The sequence below is a fragment of the Frankia torreyi genome, assembly GCF_000948395.1.
Taxonomy (GTDB): Bacteria; Actinomycetota; Actinomycetes; order Frankiales; family Frankiaceae; genus Frankia; species Frankia torreyi.
The window spans coordinates 12,592-31,675 of the sequence record NZ_JYFN01000034.1 but is presented as its reverse complement, the minus strand read 5'-3'; the positions used below and the strand labels follow the sequence as shown (position 1 = coordinate 31,675).

Annotated in this window: 19 protein-coding genes and 1 pseudogene; 1 reads left to right on the top strand and 19 read right to left on the bottom strand. The window is 73.1% G+C overall.

Annotation, left to right across the window (positions count from 1 at the left end; translation table 11 throughout):
- The 15 genes from hypD to FF36_RS19765 form a co-directional block, all read right to left on the bottom strand.
- A partial coding sequence (gene hypD / locus FF36_RS38490) for a hydrogenase formation protein HypD (RefSeq protein WP_242422641.1) occupies nt 1-600 on the bottom strand: 600 nt, incomplete at its 3' end.
- Entirely contained in the window at nt 597-890 is a 294-nt protein-coding gene (locus tag FF36_RS19825; RefSeq protein ID WP_044886655.1) for a HypC/HybG/HupF family hydrogenase formation chaperone, read from the bottom strand. The genes hypD and FF36_RS19825, both read right to left, overlap by 4 nt.
- A gap of 5 nt (nt 891-895) precedes the next feature.
- The gene (gene hypF / locus FF36_RS19820) at nt 896-3,379 is read right to left on the bottom strand and encodes a carbamoyltransferase HypF (RefSeq protein WP_479686791.1); all 2,484 of its coding nucleotides are present in this window, start codon (nt 3,377-3,379) and stop codon (nt 896-898) included.
- A 2-nt stretch (nt 3,380-3,381) separates the two neighbouring features.
- Complete coding sequence (locus FF36_RS40980) at nt 3,382-3,489, bottom strand: DUF6893 family small protein (RefSeq protein ID WP_396229990.1); 108 nt, start codon at nt 3,487-3,489, stop codon at nt 3,382-3,384.
- Between the two features lie 63 nt (nt 3,490-3,552).
- The gene (locus FF36_RS19815) at nt 3,553-3,762 is read right to left on the bottom strand and encodes a hypothetical protein (protein WP_044886616.1); all 210 of its coding nucleotides are present in this window, start codon (nt 3,760-3,762) and stop codon (nt 3,553-3,555) included.
- Nucleotides 3,763-3,780: 18 nt separating this feature from the next.
- Complete coding sequence (locus FF36_RS38485; RefSeq protein WP_277912956.1) at nt 3,781-4,410, bottom strand: DUF5947 family protein; 630 nt, start codon at nt 4,408-4,410, stop codon at nt 3,781-3,783.
- A 107-nt stretch (nt 4,411-4,517) separates the two neighbouring features.
- Nucleotides 4,518-5,081, bottom strand: a 564-nt coding sequence (locus FF36_RS19805; RefSeq protein WP_242422639.1) for a NifU family protein, incomplete at its 3' end; no start/stop codon positions are given.
- Nucleotides 5,074-6,867 carry a nickel-dependent hydrogenase large subunit gene (locus FF36_RS19800; protein ID WP_044886614.1) on the bottom strand — a complete coding sequence of 598 codons (1,794 nt, stop codon included), beginning with the start codon at nt 6,865-6,867 and terminating at the stop codon, nt 5,074-5,076. The genes FF36_RS19800 and FF36_RS19805, both read right to left, overlap by 8 nt.
- Nucleotides 6,867-7,946: an NADH-quinone oxidoreductase subunit B family protein gene (locus tag FF36_RS19795; RefSeq protein WP_044886613.1), complete on the bottom strand. Its 1,080-nt coding sequence runs from the start codon at nt 7,944-7,946 to the stop codon at nt 6,867-6,869. The genes FF36_RS19800 and FF36_RS19795 overlap by 1 nt, the downstream gene beginning before the upstream one ends.
- A gap of 18 nt (nt 7,947-7,964) precedes the next feature.
- Nucleotides 7,965-8,549 carry a hydrogenase maturation protease gene (locus FF36_RS19790; RefSeq protein ID WP_044886612.1) on the bottom strand — a complete coding sequence of 195 codons (585 nt, stop codon included), beginning with the start codon at nt 8,547-8,549 and terminating at the stop codon, nt 7,965-7,967.
- Entirely contained in the window at nt 8,546-10,048 is a 1,503-nt protein-coding gene (locus FF36_RS19785; RefSeq protein WP_095212282.1) for a hypothetical protein, read from the bottom strand. Before FF36_RS19785 ends, FF36_RS19790 begins: the two co-directional genes overlap by 4 nt.
- A gap of 193 nt (nt 10,049-10,241) precedes the next feature.
- Nucleotides 10,242-11,048: a hydrogenase nickel incorporation protein HypB gene (hypB, locus tag FF36_RS19780; protein ID WP_044886611.1), complete on the bottom strand. Its 807-nt coding sequence runs from the start codon at nt 11,046-11,048 to the stop codon at nt 10,242-10,244.
- Between the two features lie 81 nt (nt 11,049-11,129).
- Complete coding sequence (locus tag FF36_RS19775; protein WP_044886610.1) at nt 11,130-11,477, bottom strand: hydrogenase maturation nickel metallochaperone HypA/HybF; 348 nt, start codon at nt 11,475-11,477, stop codon at nt 11,130-11,132.
- A gap of 406 nt (nt 11,478-11,883) precedes the next feature.
- Nucleotides 11,884-12,117, bottom strand: a complete 234-nt coding sequence (locus FF36_RS19770) for a hypothetical protein (RefSeq protein WP_044886609.1) — start codon at nt 12,115-12,117, stop codon at nt 11,884-11,886.
- Between the two features lie 126 nt (nt 12,118-12,243).
- The gene (locus FF36_RS19765; protein WP_052681240.1) at nt 12,244-13,761 is read right to left on the bottom strand and encodes an MFS transporter; all 1,518 of its coding nucleotides are present in this window, start codon (nt 13,759-13,761) and stop codon (nt 12,244-12,246) included.
- A gap of 116 nt (nt 13,762-13,877) precedes the next feature.
- On the opposite strand from FF36_RS19765, the pseudogene FF36_RS33035 reads away from it, so the two are divergent.
- A pseudogene (locus tag FF36_RS33035) lies at nt 13,878-14,630 on the top strand (helix-turn-helix domain-containing protein); the annotation flags it as partial.
- A gap of 73 nt (nt 14,631-14,703) precedes the next feature.
- Here FF36_RS33035 and FF36_RS19755 read toward each other — a convergent pair.
- The 4 genes from FF36_RS19755 to FF36_RS19740 all read right to left on the bottom strand — a co-directional run bounded on the left by FF36_RS19755 (nt 14,704) and on the right by FF36_RS19740 (nt 19,056).
- Nucleotides 14,704-15,495: an amino acid ABC transporter ATP-binding protein gene (locus FF36_RS19755; protein ID WP_044886608.1), complete on the bottom strand. Its 792-nt coding sequence runs from the start codon at nt 15,493-15,495 to the stop codon at nt 14,704-14,706.
- Nucleotides 15,492-16,358, bottom strand: coding sequence for an amino acid ABC transporter permease (locus tag FF36_RS19750; protein WP_082122065.1), 867 nt, complete (start codon nt 16,356-16,358; stop codon nt 15,492-15,494). The genes FF36_RS19755 and FF36_RS19750 overlap by 4 nt, the downstream gene beginning before the upstream one ends.
- On the bottom strand, nt 16,355-17,188 hold the full coding sequence (locus FF36_RS19745) for an ABC transporter substrate-binding protein (protein WP_044886606.1): 834 nt from the start codon (nt 17,186-17,188) through the stop codon (nt 16,355-16,357). Before FF36_RS19745 ends, FF36_RS19750 begins: the two co-directional genes overlap by 4 nt.
- A gap of 371 nt (nt 17,189-17,559) precedes the next feature.
- Nucleotides 17,560-19,056, bottom strand: a complete 1,497-nt coding sequence (locus FF36_RS19740; RefSeq protein WP_044886605.1) for a citrate/2-methylcitrate synthase — start codon at nt 19,054-19,056, stop codon at nt 17,560-17,562.
- Between the last annotated feature and the right edge of the window lie 28 nt (nt 19,057-19,084).

Below are 19,084 nucleotides of genomic sequence, written 5' to 3'. Positions count from 1 at the left end.
GCCCATCACGCTGCACACGTGGCCGGCGGCGAGGAACCCCTGAACCCGGCAGCTCGGCGATTCCATGATCGCCGCAATCGCCGGCGGGACCAGGACGTGCGAGACGAGCAGCGAGAAGTTGCGCACCCCGCACCGCTTCGCCTGGTAGACGGTCATCGCGTTGGCCGGAGCCGTGGTCTCGAACCCGATCCCGAAGAACACCACCTGCCGGTCCGGGTTCTGCCGGGCGATCGTCAACGCGTCCAGGGGCGAGTACACCACCCGCACGTCGGCGCCGGTGCTCTTCACCCGGAACAGGTCCCGGTCACTGCCGGGAACCCGCAGCATGTCACCGAACGAGCAGAAGATGACCCCCGGCCGGGAGGCGATCTCGAGCGCGCGATCGATGATCTCCAGTGGGGTGACGCAGACGGGGCAGCCGGGGCCGTGAATCATCTCGACGCCCGCGGGCAGCAACTGGTCGATCCCGTGCCGGATGAGCGAGTGGGTCTGGCCGCCGCAGACCTCCATGATCGCCCATGGCCTGGTCGTCACCGCATGGATCTGGTCCAGCAGCCGACCGGCCAGCTCGGGGTCGCTGAACTCCTCGAGGTATTTCACCGGTTCACCCCCTCAGGCTGGGCGTCGCGGGCGGACGTGGCCGGCCCACCGTCGAGTTCCTCGGCGAGCAGCCCCATCCGGGCGATGGTGGCCAGCGTTTCCAGCGCGGACTGTTCGTCGAGCCGCTGGATGGCGAACCCGACGTGGACGATCACGTACTCGCCGGCCGTGGTGTCCGGCAGGTACTGCAGGCACACGTCCTTGCGCACCCCCCCGAAATCCACCTCGGCCATGCGGGTGCCGTCCCGTTCCCCGATGGCGACGACCCGTCCCGGAACCGCGAGACACACGGCGCTCACCCCCTCGTTTCATGGTCATCCGCTCCCCCGCTCCCCCGCTCCCGCGCGCCGGCCGCGGCGACCACGAGCTGGCCCAGCGCGATGCCGCCGTCGTTCGGCGGCACCCGGCGGTGCCGCAGGACCGTGTAGCCCTCGGCTCGCAACGCCCGCGCGGCCGCCGTCGCGAGCAGCACGTTCTGGAACACCCCGCCGGTCAGCGCCACGACGTCGAGCCCCCGCTCGGACCGGGCCTGCCGGGCCAGGTCGACGACCAGGGCCACCACCGCTGCGTGCAGGCCGGCGCTCATCGCCTCGACGGCGAGCCCGCGCCGCAGGTCGCGGACGAGCCCGCGGATGACGGGCGCTGCGTCGGCGACCAGCGGACCGCCCGGCACCGGCCGGTCGATCCCGAAGGCGTACCGGTTGCGCCAGGCGTCGGGACCGCCCGGGCAGCGGCGGGCGCGCGCCTCCAGCTCGATCGCCGCCTGGGCCTCGAAGTCCGCGCGGTGGCGGACGCCGAGCAGGGAGCTCACCGCGTCGAACAGCCGTCCCATGCTGGCGGTGGGCACGCAGGCCAGCCCGGTGGCGAGCTGATGGGCCAGGGCGCGCCGCTCCCCCGCCGGGCAGGCCGCCACGGGTGGCAGGTCCGCGTCCCAGCCAACATCACCGTCCCAGCCAACACCGCCGTCCCAGCCAACACCGGCGGCCCACAGGTGCGCCAGCGCCATCCGGTAGGGGCGGCGCACGGCGGCGTCCCCACCGGGCAGCGGGACGTAGGCGAGGTGGGCGAACCGCTCGAAGCCGCGGTAGTCGGCGATCAGCGTCTCGCCGCCCCACACCGCCCCGTCGGTGCCGTAGCCGGTGCCGTCGAAGGCGAAGCCCACCACGGGACGGTCGCCGGTCAGGCCGTGCTCGGCCATCACCGCCGCCACGTGGGCGTGATGATGCTGCACCGAGCGCACGGGTCGCCCGGCCGCGTGCCGCCGCGCCCACTGCCGGGAGCGGTAGCCCGGATGGGCGTCGGTGGCCAGCGCGGTGGGGCGGATGCCGGTGAGCCGCTCGAGATGGTGTTCGGCGGCGGTGAACGCCCGCACCGTGTCGGCGTCGTCCATGTCCCCGATGTGACCGCTGAGCCAGGCGGAACGATCGGTGCCCAGCGCGCAGGTGTTCTTCAGGTCGGCGCCCACCGCCAGGGTCGGCGCCACCGCGAACGGCAGCGGCACCGGCAGGGGGGCGAAGCCCCGGGAGCGGCGCAGCGGCAGTGGGTCACCGTCGACGACGCGGACGACCGAGTCGTCGCAGGGCACGTGAATCGGGCGGTCGTGGCGCAGCCACGCGTCGGCGAGCGGTGCGAGCCGGCGACGGGCGTCGGCATCGTCGGCGGCGATGGGTTCGCCGCCGAGGTTGCCCGACGTCATCACCAGCGGCGCCGGCGAACCGCCGGCCGCCGCCACCGCGGCGAGCAGCAGGTGGTGCACCGGGGTGTAGGGCAGGAGCAGGCCGAGGTCGGGGCTGTTCGGCGCGACCGCGGCGGCGAGTGCGGGTCGGCCGTCGTCGCGCCGGGCGACCAGGACGATCGGGCGGGCGGGCCCGGCCAGCACCGCCGCCTCCGCGCGGTCGAGGTGGGCGAGGCGCCGAGCGGCGGTGAGGTCGGCGACCATGACGGCGAACGGCTTGTCTCCGCGCCGCTTGCGGCGCCGCAGCGTCGCCACGGCCGCCTGGTCCGTGGCGAGGCAGGCCAGGTGGTAGCCGCCGATGCCCTTCACCGCGACGACACCCCCGACGGTCAGCAGCCGGGCCGCCGCCGCCAGGGCATCCTCGCCGAGGACCGCCGGCCCCGTCCCGGGTGGAACGAACTCCAGCCGGGGCCCGCAGTCCGGGCAGGCGATCGGCTGCGCGTGGAAGCGGCGGTCCCGCGGGTCGCGGTACTCCCGCGCGCAGGCGGGGCACAGGGGGAACCCGGCCATCGTCGTCGCCGGCCGGTCGTACGGCAGCCCGGTGATGATCGTGAAGCGCGGCCCGCAGTTGGTGCACGTGATGAACGGGTGGCGGTGGCGGCGGTCGGCCGGATCGGCGAGTTCACGCAGGCAGTCCGGGCAGGTCGCCACGTCCGGGGACACCATCGTGTGCGGGGCGTCTCCCGCGCGGGAGCGGGCGATCGTGAACGCCGCGTCGCCGCGGGGCGCCAGGTCCGTCGCCGTGACCCGTTCGATCACGGCCAGCGGCGGGGCGTCGGCGGTCAGCCGCCGGCCGAACTCCGCCACCGCGCCGGGCGAGCCCTCGACCTCGACGATCACCCCATCGCTGTCGTTGCACACCCAGCCGGCCAGCGCCAGGTCGGTCGCGGCCGCGTGGACGAAGGGCCGGAAGCCGACGCCCTGCACGAGGCCGCGCACGGTGATCCGCCGTCGCCGCCGACCGTCGGACCCGGACTGCCCGGCACCGCGCCCGGCCGGCGTGGCCGGCGCGGGGGCGGGGGCGGGGCGGGTCGGGCTGCCCACCGTCACATCCGCCTGATGCGCAGGTACCGGACGAGGGACGGGTACTCCCGCCACATCATGCCGGCGATGCCGGCGCCGGTGGCGGCCAGGACCTTCTTGCGGTTGCTCATCGGTCTCCCCCTCGAATCGACTGGGACGACGCTGCGGTGCGCGACGCCCGCGCCGCGCGCCGGCTAGCCCGGTGGCAGGTTGGGCATGCTCGGCGAGATCGGATCGCGGTCACGCGGCCGGATGCCGGTCGAGCGGCGGGCGTCGGCGGTGCCGTCGCTGTGGTGACCCGGCTCCATCTCGTAGGAACCGACGGCGTTGCCTTCGCGGACCCCTTTGACGTGCGCGGTGGCGTCCGGACGGACGTCCGGCTCGCCGACTCGGATCGGTGCCATGGTGCCTTCCCTCCCTGGTCAGTCGCCCGCGGCGCCCGGGCTGCCGGCGCGGCCCAGCGGGGAGCCGCGGCGGGAACGGTCGGGCAGGGCGGCGAAGAAGTCGTCGACCGCAGGCCAGACCCGGCCGCCGCCCGACAACCCCGTCCACGTGTGCCGGACGATCGCGACGAGCCGGTAGCAGTCGTCGATCGGGACGATCCAGAACTCCCGGCGGCCCCGCGCGGTGTTCGCCAGCAGGGCCTCGACCCGGGGGGCCAGCCCGGCCAGCATTGGCGCCCTGGCGACGAGCCGGCGCCAGGCGGCCGGTTCCAGCTCCCAGCGGGTGGCGCCGATCGGGCTCGGGTACCGGGCCCGCACCTCGCCGCCGTCGCCGGGGATGACGAACGCCAACCCGACGGGAATACCCAGCGCGCGGGGATCGGACCCGTCCCGGTCCAGGTCGGCCACGCGCAGCCGGCGCTGCGGGACGAGGCGGTAATGGCCGCGCGCGGCGGCGTCCCGGTCGAACAGCAGCGCGCAGGCCCGGCACAGGCACAGCAGCGCGTCGTTCGACTCGTCGAGCAGGTGCCGGTGGTCGCTCGGCACGGGGGCGGCGCACAGGTCGCACCGTTCGCCGTCCGGCCCGGTCCGGACGAGGCCGGCCCGCACCACCCGGTCCAGGGCTCCGCCGGGGCCGGGCGCGGGACGCAGGTCGGCGCCGGGCACGGGACGAAGGTCGGTCGTCACGGCCGCGCGCTCCCGGCGAGCGGCGGGGNGAGCACCGCGTCGAGGGGGACGAAGGCGGTCTGGTGAGCGCCGCCCGAGGCAGCGGCCTGGCGCCGGACGTCGGACAGTTCGGGCGCGATCGCGAGCACGGCCTCGCGGACCGCCGCCAGGACCTCGCCCGCCGCCGAGCCGCAGCCGCCGAGGGTCAGGCTGATCTCCGCGACGCCCCGCTCGATGCCCACCAGTTCGATCTCGCCGCCCCGGTCGCGGACCGCCGGTCGCAGCCGCTCGATCGCCCGGGTCACCCGCCGGCCCACCGGCTCGGGGTGCACGTCGTGCAGGACGAGCAGGTGGCCGATCAGTTCGTCGGCGGTCAGCGCGGCGGTCACGTCGGCGGCGCCGGCGGCGTAGCCGGCGACCCGGGCGAGCGCCTCGCCGTACACCGACGCGAGCGTGGCCACCGCATCCAGGGCCAGTTCCCCGCTCGGCCCCGGGATCCGCTCCACCTCGGCGAGCGCCTCGTCAAGGTGGGCCAGCCGTTCGCGCACCGCCCGGTCGTCGAGGCGATGCCCGCCCTCGCTGCGCCGGCCGTCCTCGCTGGCTGGATCAGCCATGGCTTGCCCCGAACATCGGCGAGTGCACGGTGCGCAGCGTGCGGCCGTGACCCAGGTACATGTGCACCCCGCAGGGCAGGCAGGGATCGAAGCTGCGCACCGCGCGCATCACGTCGACGCCCTTGAAGGAGTCCGGGCCGTTCTCCTCGAAGATCGGCATGTTCTGGACCGCGTCCTCGTACGGGCCCGGCGTGCCGAACGAGTCCCGGGGGCTGCCGTTCCAGGGCGTCGGCGGGTAGGGGTGGTAGTTCGCGATCTTGCCGTCCCGGACGACCAGGTGGTGCGAGAGGACCCCGCGCACCGCCTCGTGGAAGCCGCAGCCGATCGTCTCGTCCGGCACCTCGAAGTCGGTGAAGGTCCGGGTGTCGCCGGAGCGCACCCGCGTCATCGCCCGCTCCAGGAAGTGCAGCGCCATCCCCGCCGCGTAGGCGACGAAGTACACCCGGGCCCGGTCCCGTTCGATCGCGTTCGACCAGGCGGGCGGGGACCACCGCAGGTCCATGGCGGGCAGCGTGCGGCTGCGGGGCAGCGAGATCTTCACCGCGCCGTCGCTCGCGGTCACGTACGGCGTGTCGACCAGGCCCGCGAGGGCCGTGACGTAGAGGCGGGCGAACGGGCCACCGCCGGTGTCGAGCGCGAGATGGTCGCCGGTGCCCTCGTCGAGCCAGCGCGGGCTCATCACCCAGGAATACTTCTCGCCGAAGTCACGCTTCTGCGGCTCCGGGAAGGTCGTCTGGTTCCACGGGTGGCGCATGTCGACGGGATTGCCCAGCGGATCCCGCTCGACGAAGGGTTCCTCGTTGACCCAGTCCTTGTAGAAGGAGCTGCCAAGCAGGATGCGGATACCCAGGTTGATTTTCACGAGGTCGGTGGTGAGTAGTTTTCCGTCGACGACGATGCCGGGGGTCACGAACATCGCGCGGCCCCAGTCCGTCATGTTCTCGTACCGGTAGTCGACGACGTTCGGGTCCTGGAAGGCCCCCCAGCAGCCCAGCAGGACACGTCGGCGGCCGACCTCCTCGTAGCCCGGCAGCGCGTCGTACCAGAAGTCGAACAGGTCGTCGTTGAGCGCCACGGCCTTCTTGACGAAGTCGAGGATCTCCATCAGCCGGGTGAGGTAGTCGGTGAAGACCGAGGGTTCCGGCATCGTGCCGACCCCACCCGGATACAGCGTCGAGGGATGGACGTGCCTGCCCTCCATCAGGCAGAACATCTCCCGAGTGACGCGGCTGACCCGCAGCGCCTCGTTGTAGACCTGGCCCTCGAACGGGTTGAGCGCCCGCATGATGTCGGCGATCGTGCGCAGGCCGTGCACCTCGGCGCGCGGCGACGCGGTGGCCTCGGCCCGCGCCAGCACGCCGGGGTTGGTCTCCTTGACCATCGCCTCGCAGAAGTCCACGAACACCAGGTTGTCCTGGAAGATCGTGTGGTCGAACAGGTACTCGGCGGCCTCCCCCAGATTGATGATCCATTCCGCCATCGGCGGGTTGGCGATGCCGTACGCCATGTTCTGGGCGTAGACCGAACAGGTGGTGTGGTTGTCCCCGCAGATGCCGCAGATCCGGCTGGTGATGAAGCCGGCGTCACGCGGATCCTTCCCCTTCATGAACACCGAATATCCACGGAACAGCGAGGATGTGCTGTGGCATTCGGTCACCCGCCGGTTGGCGAAATCGATTTTCGTGTAGATTCCGAGGTTGCCGATGATGCGCGTGATGGGATCCCACGCCATCTCGACGATCTGGCCGGGCTTCTCCGCGGCCCTCATCTGCTCGGTGGCCGTCATCACACCCGTCCCTTCGGCCGGTAACTCGGGTCGTAACCGGTGGTCAGCAGTTCCCGGTTGTGCCGCCACCGCGGCTCCCGGTTCACCGTGGCGTTGGTGATGCCCCGCAGGCGCCGGATGATCGACCCATACGGCTTCACCGCGAGCGAGGACAGGCTCGCCCCCGGCGGCATGTCCATGAACGGCATGAACTTGTCGGGGAACCCGGGCATCGTGCAGGCGATGCAGATGCCCCCGACGTTCGGGCAACCGCCCACGCCGCCCATCCAGCCCCGCTTGGGGACGTTGCAGTTCACCACCGGACCCCAGCAGCCGATCTTCACCTGGCACTTCGGCGAGTTGTAGTCCTTCGCGAAGTCGCCCTGCTCGTAGTAGCCCGCACGGTCGCAGCCCTCGTGCACCGTCCGCCCGAAGATCCACTGCGGTCGGTGCTGGTCGTCCAGCGGCGGCGGCGGGGCGGTGCCGGCCGCGTGGTACAGCAGCCAGGTCAGGGTCTCCATGAAGTCGTCCGGCTGCACCGGGCAGCCCGGGACGTTGACGATCGGCAGGTTGCCGGCCGAGGTGAAGTCGCGCCCCAGGTAGTCGAGCAGCCCCATCGAGCCGGTCGGGTTGCCCGCCATGGCATGGATGCCGCCGTAGGCGGCGCAGGTGCCGATGGCGATGACCGCCCAGGCCCGCGGCGCGAGCCGGTCGATCCACCAGTTGATGGTCAGCGGCTGGCCGGTGTCCGGGTCGTTGCCGAACGAGGTCCAGTAGCCTTCGCCGTTGATGTTCTCGTTGGGGATGGACCCCTCGATGACGAGGACGAACGGTTCCAGCTCGCCGCGGGCCGCGGCGCGGAAGGGGGCCAGGAACTCCTCGCCGCCCAACGTCGGCGAGAGCACCTTGTTGTGCAGATGGACCGTCGGCAGGCCCGGTATGACGCCGGTGACCACGTCCTCGATAGCCGGCTGCGAGGCCGCGGTCACCGAGACCGTGTCGCCATCGCAGCTCATCCCCTCGGAGATCCAGAGGATGTGCACCTCGTCGACGCCACCCGGCCGCGCCTGCGTGGCCGGCCGCTCGTCCGTGGCTGTCATCTCGGCCCCTCCTTTCCGTCACGTTCCGTGTCCGACCCCCACGAGTCGGGGGTCCCGGACGATGTCGCCGATGAGGTCGACCGCGTCGTCGACGGCAGCGCGCACCGCGCTGGACAGCTCCATCCGTTCCGCCACCACGGCGGGTCGACAGCCGACGACGACGACCTGGCCGATCTCGCCGCCGAGATCGCGCACCAGCCGCAGCACGACGTCGGGGGACATGCCGTGCGCGTCCACCACCGCCGGCGCGCCGACCAGCGGCGTGCCGACCAGCGGTGTGTCCGCCTGCCGCGCGTCCACCTGCCGCGCGTCCACCTGCGGCGCGTCACCGACGTCGGGCCGCAGGACCGTGAGGGTCCCCGGGGGTTCGTCGGACGGCAGCGCGTCGACGAGGATCACCGTGTCGTACCGGCCGTCGAGCAGCGCGAAGGCGAGGTGCAGGCCCCGGATGCCGTAGTCGGCGACGTCGACCCCACCGGGCAGGCTCGCCGGGTCGAGCCGGCGGACGACCTCGACGCCGAATCCGTCATCGCCGAGGAAGATGTTTCCGACACCGGCGACCAGCGTCCGTCCCGCGCGCGGGCGGGGGCGGGCGGCGCTCACGGCGCACCCGTCCGATCCGCGTCCGTCGGGTCGTCGAGCGGGTCGAGCTCGTCGGGAGCGAAGTAGAAGTAACGGCCGGCCGCCCGATGCAGGTCGCCGGTCTCGTCGCCGTCGAGTGTCACCGCGGCGTGCCGGTCGCCATCGACGTCCAGGAAGATCGCCTCAACCCGGGCGACGCGGCCGGCGAGGAACATGTCGTGGGCGTCGGAGCCCCGCGCACGCGGACGCAGCCGCACCCGGCTGCCGCGGGCGACGGTGACGCCGCCGACCTGCACGCTGTCCCGGTCGGGGTGGACCGACCGGTCGGCCTCCGGCTCCCACCATGCCGAATCCGGGCCGAATGCCGAATCCGGGCCGGATGCCGAATCCAGGCCGGATGCCGAATCCGGGCCGCCGGGCGGGACCGCGGTCGGCGGCTCTACCGGTTGCAGCGACCGCACGGCGCCGTGCAGACGGTCGAGCATGGCGCGCGGGATGCCGTCGACCCGGTCGATGATCTCGGCGGCCCGTGGGTCCGTCGCCCGCGCCTCCCGCTTCTCCTCGTCGGTCAGCGCGCGGGTGCGCAACGAGAGGATCTCGTCGATCTCGGTGGCGTCGAACAGATCCCCGGGGCTTTCCGGGGCCGTCCGGGGATCGTCGTAGAGGATGATCGGCGAACACAGCATGACGTCCCGGGCCCCGCCGGCCAGGACGGGGAACACCCGCAGGTTCTCGCACCCGCGGGCCGCGCTCGCCGCCCAGACGGGCGGGTCCAGCAGCGACAGGAAGCGCCCGCCGCGCACGCCGAGCAGGCTGTGCGCGGCGACGAGCGAGCGGCGCAGCGCCTCGGCCCGCGGCCGGCCAGCGCCCAGGTCGGCCACCGTGTTCTCGACCACCACCCGCAGCCGGTAGAGCCGGAACGGCGCCTCGGCCCGCGTCGCGGACAGGTGGACGGCCGCCGTCACCGGCCACCGGTGGCGGACCACCCGCGCCGCCTCCGGCCGCGGACCCAGCGGTTCGATGTCGACGCCGCCCGGGGCGAGCAGTGGGATCGACACCCGGCTGGATTGGCCGGTCAGGTCGGACAGCGGCACGGCGAGATCGAACTCGCGCGGACGCGCCTCGTCGAAGGTCAGCTCGCGGGTGCCGTCCACGTCGAGCTCGTCGACCGGCGAGAACCGTCCGTCCGCCGCTCGGCGCTCGACGCGACGCCGAATCACCTGGAGGAACCGCAGCCGCAGGAAGACCGTCGCGGGTCCCGTCGCCTCCACCAGGCATTCGGCCTGCTGGAACGACCCGTCGGCCGAGCCCGACACGCCTGGCGACCCCGACGAGGGCTGTTCGGAGATCCATCCCGGCGGTGCCAGTACCCCGAACTGCCAGCGCACTCGGTTCTTCCCGCAGGAGCGTCGGTAGGGGTAGAGCAGGTAGCCCTCGTAGAGCACCGCGTCGGCGACCGCCCGCGCCGCGTCGAACCCCGCGGGTACGCCGGGCCACCGCGGATCCGATCCGGTCGTCACGCCGGCCGCCGTCATCGCGGCCGTGGCCCGCAACAGGCTGGCTCCAGGCTGCCCATGACAGTGTCCCTCCCGGTGCGGTCGCGACGCGGCCGACCTGCGCACCTCCACCAACTACTAACTCGATCTAATAACTCGATGTGTCCTTCAAGGCACTCTTAGTCGTTCGCAGACGAGCTGCCCGGGACCGGTCGCGTCAAACCCGGCCCGCCGCACCGGCCCGCGGCCGAGCATCGGGCCGCGGGCGCCGCGCACGCAGCCAGGCGTACCAGGCGGCCAGGCCGGGCTCCGGCTCGGCGCCGGGAGCACCGGCCGGCAGGTGAAGTCCGGACAGGGTGAGGACGTCAACCGCGGGGTTGATCCGACGAATCAACCCCATGCAGTGATCGACATCCACAGCGAGATACGGCACCAGGTCACATTTGGTGAGCAGCACGAGATCGGCCTTGGCAAACATGTGCGGATATTTGAGCGGCTTATCCTCACCCTCGGTAACCGAGGTGAGCACCACCCGCACGCCTTCCCCCAGGTCGAACAGCGCCGGGCAGACCAGGTTGCCGACGTTCTCGACGAACACCACCGCCTCCGCGGGCGGGTCGAGGGCGCGCAGCGCGCGGTCGACCATGTCCGCGTCGAGATGGCAGCCACGCCCGGTGTTCACCTGCACGACCGGGACACCCTCGGCCCGGATCCGCTCGGCGTCCCGCACGCTTTCCTGATCACCCTCGACCACCGCGAGCGGCCACTGCCCGGCGAGATCGCGCACGGTCCGTTCCAGCAGGGTCGTCTTGCCGGAACCGGGCGAGCTCATGAGGTTGACCGCGAGCACGTTGCGCGCGGCCAGCCGCTGCCGGGTCTGCCCGGCCTGCTCGTCGTTCTTCGCCAGCACCCGCTGTTCCAGCAGCAGCTCACGTCCCGAGCGGCCCGCCGCCCCGGCGTCCGCCGGGAACGAGGTCAGCCGGGGCGCAGCCGCCGGGTCGTCGCAGCCGCAGGTCTCGCACATCGGTCAGTCCCCCTCCCCCACGCAGGCCCCTCCCCGCGCAGGCATCTCTCCCCCATGCAGGTCAGCCCGCCTCCGCGCAGGTCAGCTCGCCTCCGCCGCGGGCATCAGGCCCACCGAGGCGATCCGCAGGTCGTCACCGCCGTCCACCGCCACATCGGCGCAGCCGCAGCCGCAGAGCACGAGGACGTCGTCGGCCACGAACTCGGCGCCGCACCGCCGGCAGCGGGCCCGGCCCGCGGGTTCGTCGATCGTCAGGGCCGCACCGGCCAGCGGTGTGCCGGCGGTTACCACGTCGAAGCAGAACCGGACGGACTCCGGCACGACACCCGACAGCCGCCCGATGACCAGCCGCACCGTGGTCACCCGCGTCGGCCCGGTCCGCTCCACGATCGCGTCGACGACGCTCTGCGTGATGGCCAGTTCGTGCATGGAGGCTCCCCGACGGCGTTGGCGCGCCGGGCACGCGGCGGTGGCGCTCGGCGTGCGTCGAGGGGCCTTTACCCCGCGAGGACGCCGCGCAGTCGCGGCCGCCGCTGCGGCTTCCCCGACCCGCGGCACGGAGGCCCGGTCCCGCGGGGGCGAGTGGGGCTGCGTGGGCGCGGGGCCCCTCGGCCACCTGGCGGCGGGGTCGGCGGGGTCGGCGGGGAGAGGAATACCCTCGCGGTCAGCCGGGGTCGGATACGGGAACGTATTTCCACCGTACTCACTGTCACCACGCGACTATCCCGCGAGAAACCAGCCGGAAATCAAAAAGAAACCTTCGTCGGGCCGATCGACACGGAACAGCGGCCCGTAGGAGGGCGGACGGACGCCGTTGTCCGACCGTCCCGGTGGATCAGGCCGCGGCCGGCGACGCCGGCGCGGCCATCCAGGTCAGGTCTGCCACGGTGACGACCAGCCGCCGGGCGATGTCGTCGGCCGGCACGCCGGAATCCAACGCCGCCCGAAGCGCGATGCCACGCACTGTGCGTAGCTCAAGCCGCCGAGGATGGTCCGCCCACATCAGTTTGTCGGCGAGCGCTGCCCGCTCCACCGGATCAGAGATCGCCACCACGTCTTCATAGGACATCACGGGGCTCATGGTTACGGCTGGGCGGACGTTTCGCAACATTCGGATGGCGTCTTTTTTGCAGAACCCCCATGGGCCGGCCAGGTCATGGCCGAATCCTGTCAGGGCACTGTCCCGTTGGTCCCGTCAGCCCAGCTCGGGAGGGTGGGACCGCGAGCCCGGGGCGGCGCCGTCGCGAGCCCGCGGCGGGACCGATGCCGATCGCCGGCCAGGCAGCAGCGCCGCGGCGATCGCCGCGGCCACCACGAGCGTGATGGCGGCGTCGACCAGCAGGGCCAGCCGGATGCCGGCCAGGGTGGACCGGACCGCGGACAGGTGGTCGGCGACGGCCGACGAACGCGCCGTCGCGACCGTGCTGATGACCGGGATGCCGACGGTGAGCGCGACCTGCTGCGTCATGGTCGTCAGGGCGGTGGCCAGCCCCTGCTCGTGGTCGGGCAGGTCTCCGGTGGCCGTCGTCAGGTAGGCGACGATGCCGTGGACGTGCCCGAAGAAGCCGACCGCCGAGGCCGCGAGGACCAGGTAGACCCAGGCGCGGTCCGGCCCGACGAAGGCGAGGGCGACGTTGGACAGTCCCTGCACGGCGAGGCCCGCGACCAGGCTCACGGCGCTGCCGCGGCGGCTCATCAGCCGGGGCGCGACCAGTCCGGAGACGAACGCCGCCGCGCCGGGCACGCCGAAGACCAGTCCGGCCGTCGTCGCCGAGAAGCCGAGGACCTGCTGGAGGTAGAGGGTGAGCAGGAACACCACCGAGGACTCCAGCGCGAACACGGCGAAACCACCGGCGTTGCCCCAGCCGACGGTGCGCCGGCGCAGGATCGCCACCGAGGCCAGCGGGTGGGCGCTGGTCGTCTCGATCCGCCAGAACAGGGCGAGCAGGACCACACCGAGGGCGATGCAGCCCCACACGACCGGGTCGGCCCACCCGTCGTTGCCGCCGGTGGCGATGCCGTAGACCAACGCAAGCAACCCGCCGGTGACGGTGAGCGCGCCGGGCACGTCGAGGCGGACCGGGCCGGCCGCGCCCCCGGACGGCAGCAGCCGCGGCGCGGCGAGCAGGATCGCCGCGGCCACCGGCACGTTGACGAGGAAGGCCCAGCGCCAGCTCAGCAGGCCGGTCAGCAGTCCGCCGGCGAGCGCACCGGTGGTGAATCCCGCCGAGATCAACGCACCGTTCATGCCGAGCGCGCGCTGCCGCAGCCGTCCCGGCGGGAAGCTCGTCAGCAGCAGCGCGAGGGCGGCCGGAGTGGTCATGGCGGCGGCGAGCCCCTGGCCGACGCGGGCGCCCAGCAGCACGGCCGAACTGGTGGCAAGACCGCCGACCAGGGACGACACGACCAACAGCGCGAGTCCCGCGATCAACATCCGCCGCCGCCCGGCCAGGTCGGCCACCCGGCCGAACAGCAGGGTGAACCCGGCCGCCGGCAGCGCGAACGCCGTCGCCACCCACTGCAGGTGCGCGTCGGTGAGTCCGACGCCGGCGCCGATCGAGGGCAGGGCGACGTTGAGGATGGAGAAGTCGACCGCGAGCATGAACTGGCTGCCGAGCAGCAGGACGAGGATGATCCGCTGGCGGGCGGTCATCGCGTCGTCGCCCACCGGGTCGACCCGGGTCACGGCGGCGGCATCGATCGAAACACTCATGCCGGCCACGCTCGGCGAACATCTCCGAGCCGCCCACACCGCGGGTGTGCCACCCACCGCGTGGCTAGCACCGGCGAGGTGTGGTTCGCCGCGACGGCGCGGGCAACACTGGACGGATGACCGAACTGGGAGACTTTCTGCGTTCGCGCCGCGCCCAGCTCACCCCCGAGGACGTCGGGTTGTCCCGCTACGGCGAGCGGCGGCGGGTGCCGGGCCTGCGCCGCGAGGAGATCGCGCAGCTCGCCGGGGTCAGCGTCACCTACTACACGCGGTTGGAGCAAGGGCAGAGCCGCAATGCCTCCGACGCGGTACTCGACGCCCTCGCCCGGGTGCTGCGCCTCACCGACGAGGAGACCGCCTACCTGCACGGACTGACCCGGCCGGCGGCCGGCCGGCGCGCGAGCCGGCCCGAGCACGTGCGGCCGAGCATCCGCCTGCTGCTCGACGAGCTGAGCAGCATGCCCGCACTGGTGATCGGCCGGCGCAACGACGTCCTCGCCTGGAACCGGCTCGGGCACGCCCTGCTGTGTTCGCATCTGCCCGTCGACGCTCCGCAGCGTTGCCACGGCCGGCCGAACCTCGCCCGCGAGTTCGTCCTCGAGGCCCACGCCCGCGACCTGTTCGTCGACTGGCGGCGCAAGGTCGACGACGTGGTCGCCTACCTGCGGCTGTCCTCCGGCACGCACCCGGACGACACCAAGCTCAACGCCCTCATCGGCGAGCTGTGCGTGAAGAGCGAGCTGTTCGCGACGCTGTGGGCGCGTCACCCGGTCCGGGACTGCACGAACACCATCCGCGAGTTCCGGCACCCGCTGGTCGGCCGACTGACGCTGTTTGAGGAGGTCATGCGGCTGCCCGACGCCGGCCAGCGGATGGTGGTGATGACCGCGGAGCCCGGTTCGGCGTCGGCGGAGAACCTCCAGTTGCTGGCCAGTCTCGACCTCACGGCCGCGGCGGCGGGCCCGCAGCGTGTCCCCGCGGACCCGGCTCCCGGAGGCGGGCCAGGAACCGGCGGGTGCGCTCCTCGCGGGGGTCGTCGAGAACCCGTCGCGGCGCGCCCCGTTCGATGATCGCGCCACCGTCGAGGACGAGTACCTCATCGGCGATGTCCCGCGCGAACGCCATCTCGTGGGTGGCCAGCACCATCGGCATGCCCTCCCGTTTGAGCTCGCCGACGAGGTCGAGCACCTCCCCGACCAGTTCCGGATCGAGCGCCGAGGTGATCTCGTCGAGCAGCAGCAGCGACGGCCCGGTCGCCAACGCCCGCACGATCGCCAGCCGCTGCTGCTGGCCGCCGGAGAGCCGGTCCGGGTAGACGTCGACCTTGTCGGCGAGCCCGATGCGGGTGAGCAGCTCGCGGGCGCGGTCGCGGGCGGCCGCGCGGGGCACCCGGTGGACCAGGACCGGCGCGAGGGTGACGTTCTGCAGCACCGTCAGGTGCGGGAACAGGTTGTACGCCTGGAACACGACGCCGATCCGGCGGCGAACCCGATCCGCGTCCACGCGCGGATCGGTGATCTCCTCGCCGGCCAGGAGGATCTCACCGTCGTCCACGGTCTCCAGCAGGTTCAGGCAGCGCAGCAGGGTGGACTTGCCCGACCCGCTGCCGCCGACGAGCACGACGGCCTGACCGGGCCTGACGTCGAAGGTGACGTCGCGCAGCACGACAGCGTCCCCGTAGAGCTTCACCAGGCCGCGCACGCTCAGCACCGGCGCCGCGTCGCCGGCCGTCACCGCACACCCCCGGCCGTGGCGCCGGCGCCGCGGCGGCGGGCGGAGCGAGCGGCGAGATGGTCGGTGACCCGGGTCAGCGGCATGGTGATCGCGAGGAACATCAGCCCGGCCAGCACGTACGGCGAGTAGTTGAAGTTCGCGGACGTGGCGATCTGCGCCGCCCGGACCGCGTCGACGACCCCGAGCACGGAGACGAGACTGGAGTCCTTCTGCAGACTGATCGCGTCGTTCAGCAGCGGCGGCGTCACCCGCCGGACGGCCTGCGGCAGCACGACGCGGCGCATCGTCTGGGCGTGGGTGAGGCCCAGCGAACGGGCGGCGGCGACCTGGCTTGGATGCACCGACTCGATGCCCGCCCGGAACACCTCGGCCACGTACGCCGAGTAGGTGAGCACGAGCGCCGCGCCGCCGAGGACGAGCGGATCGGTGGGCAGGCCGCGCAGCCGCAGGGCGGGCACGCCGAACCCGACCAGGTACAGCACCAGGATGACGGGCAGGCCGCGGAACAGGTCGGTGTAGGCGGCGGCCAGCAGCCGCAGCGGCAGGAACACCGGGCCGGCCAGGGTCCGCGCCAGCGCCACCAGCAGCCCGAGGGCACCCGCCGCGGCCCCGCAGACGACGAACAGCTCGAGGTTGACGACCATCCCGGTGCGCGCGGCCGGCCAGGCCGCGGTGATCTCCGACCAGGAGAAGAACCGCTGGCGGACCCGCGGCCAGCCCGACGTGTGGGTGATCCCGACGCCCGCGGCGACGGCGACCGCGGCGGTGCTGGCGGCGGCGATCACCCCCGCCCGCAGCCGGGCGCGCCGCCGCAGCCGCCGCCGGTCCCGCTCGCGCTCGCTGGGCTCCCAGGCCACCGTCACCGCAGGACGGGTGCTCCCGCCTGGGAACCGAGCCACTGCTCGGTGAGCTGGCGCAGTTCCCCGCTGCTGGTGAGCTGGGCGAGGGCGTCGTTGACGTTGCGCACCAGCGGGTTGCCTTTCTCGAACAGCAGCCCGAACTGCTCCGGCGCCCCGACGGTGGGGAACTGCCCGACGATCAGCGAATCGGGGATCTCTGCGGACGTCAGTTGGAAGGCGGTCGGCAGGTCCACGACGATGCCGTCGATCGGGCCGTTCTCCATCGCGGTCTTCGCGTCGTTGAGGTCGTTGAAGACCGCGGGCTGCTGCACGGGCGCCACCTGCCTGGTGATGGCGTCGAGGCTGGTGGTGCCGACGGGGGCGCCGAACTTGGCGCCCTTCAGCCCGGCGAGGGTTTTCACGTCCGCGATCCGGGAGGACTTGAGCGCGACGACGGCCTGGCTCACGTCGTAGTAGCCCGTGCTGAAGTCGACGGCCTGCTGGCGCTGGGGCGTGATCGAGATCTCGTTGATGTCGAAGTCGAACTTCTTCGGCCCCGGCGCGAACGAGCTGTTGAACGGCTCGGTGACCCAGTGGACCTTGTCCGGGGCGAAACCGAGCTTGGCGGCCACCGCAAAGGCGACCGCGCTCTCGAAGCCCTTGCCGTTCGCCGGCTTGCCGTCGGAGAACCACGGCGCGTAGGCGGGCGAGTCGGTGGCCACTGTCAACTGGCCGGATTTGACCAGGTGCAGGCCGTCCGACGAGGAGCCGCCCGACGAACCGGCACAGGAGGCCAGCGCGAGCAGCGCCGCGGCGGCCAGGGCGAGGACGGTGAGACGCCGTGGGCGTGGCATCGGAGACCTCCGAGGGTGCCCCACCGACGCGGGTGGGGCGCGCTGAGCAGGCAAGAAGGCTGAGCGGTGGGGCTGGCACAGGCTACCGCCGAACCAGGACAAACCGATCACCGGGGGCCGGTCGCCGCCGGTGCCGACCGTGCGGCGGCCCGATGGGTCACTGGGCGTCGTCGAGGAGCCCGGCCGGTTTCCGGCCAGAATGCGGTCAGATTATGCCGAGGCTTCGGTACGGTTTTTTTGCCGAAAACTGTACCTACCCCTCGGCTCGATTCCGTGTACAAACAGCTACACGGAGATATGTGGGATGGCGTAGCTCGTGACACACCAAGTGCCGGGGTGCCGGGGTGCCGGGGTGCCGGGGTGCCAACGGATCATGCCTCGGGGCCGGTGACCGGCGGGCCGGCGTAGACGCCACGAGGGCGCAGGCGCAGCGGTGTCTCCTGGTACTCCTCCAGGGCATGGGCGAGCCAGCCGACCGTGCGGGCCACCGCGAAGATCACCTCGCCGGCCTCGGCGGCCATGCCCGCGGCCATGGTCAGCACCGCGAGCGCCAGGTCCACGTTGGGTCGCAGTGCGCGCTCCCGCCCGGCCACCCGGGCGATCTCGCCGGCGGCTGCCAGGAAGGTCTCGGCGGCGGGCAGCGCCGCGAGCGCCGCCAGCAACGCGCGGGCACGCGGGTCGCCGTCGGGGTACAACCCGTGCCCGAATCCGGGGATCCGCTGGTCGGCGCGCAGGTGCTCGGAGACGACGACCACCGCGTCCCCCCGGTCGACCACCTCGGCGAGCAGCCGGTACGCCAGCCGGCTGGCGCCGCCGTGCAGGGGGCCGTCCAAGGCGGCGAGCCCGGCGGAGACGACGGCATACGGGTCGGCCCGCGCCGAGGCCGCGACCCGGGCGGCGAACGTGGACACGGCGAGGTCGTGATCGGCCAGCAGCCCGAGGGCCCGGTCGAGACACGCGATCGCGGCCGTGTCGCCAGGCCCACCGGCCAGCCGGCCCCACAGCCGCGCGGCGATGCCCGCCCGCTCCCCGGCCGACTCCGCAGCCCCCGTCATCGCCGCAGACTCCGTCATCGCCGCAGCCCCGACCGACTCCGCAGCCCCGACCGACTCCGCAGCCCTGGCCGTCGCGCGGGCTCCGGCTGTCTGGGATGCCTCAGGCGGCGCCGGAAGAGCCTCGACGAGCGCCGCAACGAGAGTGCGGGCGGTGAGCAGGACGCTGTCCTCCCGCAGGTCGAAGCGCAGCGGGTCGCTCGCCGCGGCGACCGAGACGGCGACCCGCATCCGGTCGGTGAGCCTCGACCGGGCGGGCAGGATCCCACCCACTCGCTCCAGGGTGGCGGCGAGATCCGGCGGGACGGTGAACACCGGCGCCGGATCCGTCCGGCCGCGCCAGAGCCAGCCGGCCACGTCCTCGAAACGGTGACGGGCGACGAACTCGACGGCGTCGACGCCGCGGTAGTAGAGGCGTCCGTCCGCGACGAGGGTGAGCCGGGTGCGCACGGCCGGCAGGTCCCCGCCGCGCAGGGCACCGGCCCCTGCCACACCGACCGCGGGGGCAGCGACGGCGGGCCCGGTGGAACCGCTCGGGGTACCGGCGGCAGGAACCTCCCGCTCAGGGACGTCGGCTCCGGCGACGCCGTCGACGCCGTCGACTGCGACGGTCCCGTTGGCAGCCGCGGCGCGGGCTCGCGCGTGCCCCGCCGTGCGTAGCCGCTCGACCTCGGCGGGGTCGAAGGTGCTGCCTCGGCCGCCGGCGGCCCGCTGGCTGTGCAGCAGGCCCCGGCTGGCGTAGGCGTAGACCGTCTCAAGCTTCACCCCGAGCCGCTCGGCGACCTCGCGCGACGTCAGCCGCTCACCATGACCCATCCGCGCCCCCTTCCGCTCCGCCGAGTGT

What these genes read in the sequence shown, in the direction of transcription:
- FF36_RS40980 (WP_396229990.1), bottom strand. Translation starts at nt 3,489, where the DNA reads ATGAGCAACCGCAAGAAGGTCCTGGCCGCCACCGGCGCCGGCATCGCC.
- FF36_RS19815 (WP_044886616.1), bottom strand. Translation starts at nt 3,762, where the DNA reads ATGGCACCGATCCGAGTCGGCGAGCCGGACGTCCGTCCGGACGCCACC.
- FF36_RS19800 (WP_044886614.1), bottom strand. Translation starts at nt 6,867, where the DNA reads ATGACGGCCACCGAGCAGATGAGGGCCGCGGAGAAGCCCGGCCAGATC.
- FF36_RS19795 (WP_044886613.1), bottom strand. Translation starts at nt 7,946, where the DNA reads ATGACAGCCACGGACGAGCGGCCGGCCACGCAGGCGCGGCCGGGTGGC.
- hypB (WP_044886611.1), bottom strand. Translation starts at nt 11,048, where the DNA reads ATGTGCGAGACCTGCGGCTGCGACGACCCGGCGGCTGCGCCCCGGCTG.
- FF36_RS19775 (WP_044886610.1), bottom strand. Translation starts at nt 11,477, where the DNA reads ATGCACGAACTGGCCATCACGCAGAGCGTCGTCGACGCGATCGTGGAG.
- FF36_RS19770 (WP_044886609.1), bottom strand. Translation starts at nt 12,117, where the DNA reads ATGTCCTATGAAGACGTGGTGGCGATCTCTGATCCGGTGGAGCGGGCA.
- FF36_RS19765 (WP_052681240.1), bottom strand. Translation starts at nt 13,761, where the DNA reads ATGAGTGTTTCGATCGATGCCGCCGCCGTGACCCGGGTCGACCCGGTG.
- FF36_RS19745 (WP_044886606.1), bottom strand. Translation starts at nt 17,188, where the DNA reads ATGCCACGCCCACGGCGTCTCACCGTCCTCGCCCTGGCCGCCGCGGCG.
- FF36_RS19740 (WP_044886605.1), bottom strand. Translation starts at nt 19,056, where the DNA reads ATGGGTCATGGTGAGCGGCTGACGTCGCGCGAGGTCGCCGAGCGGCTC.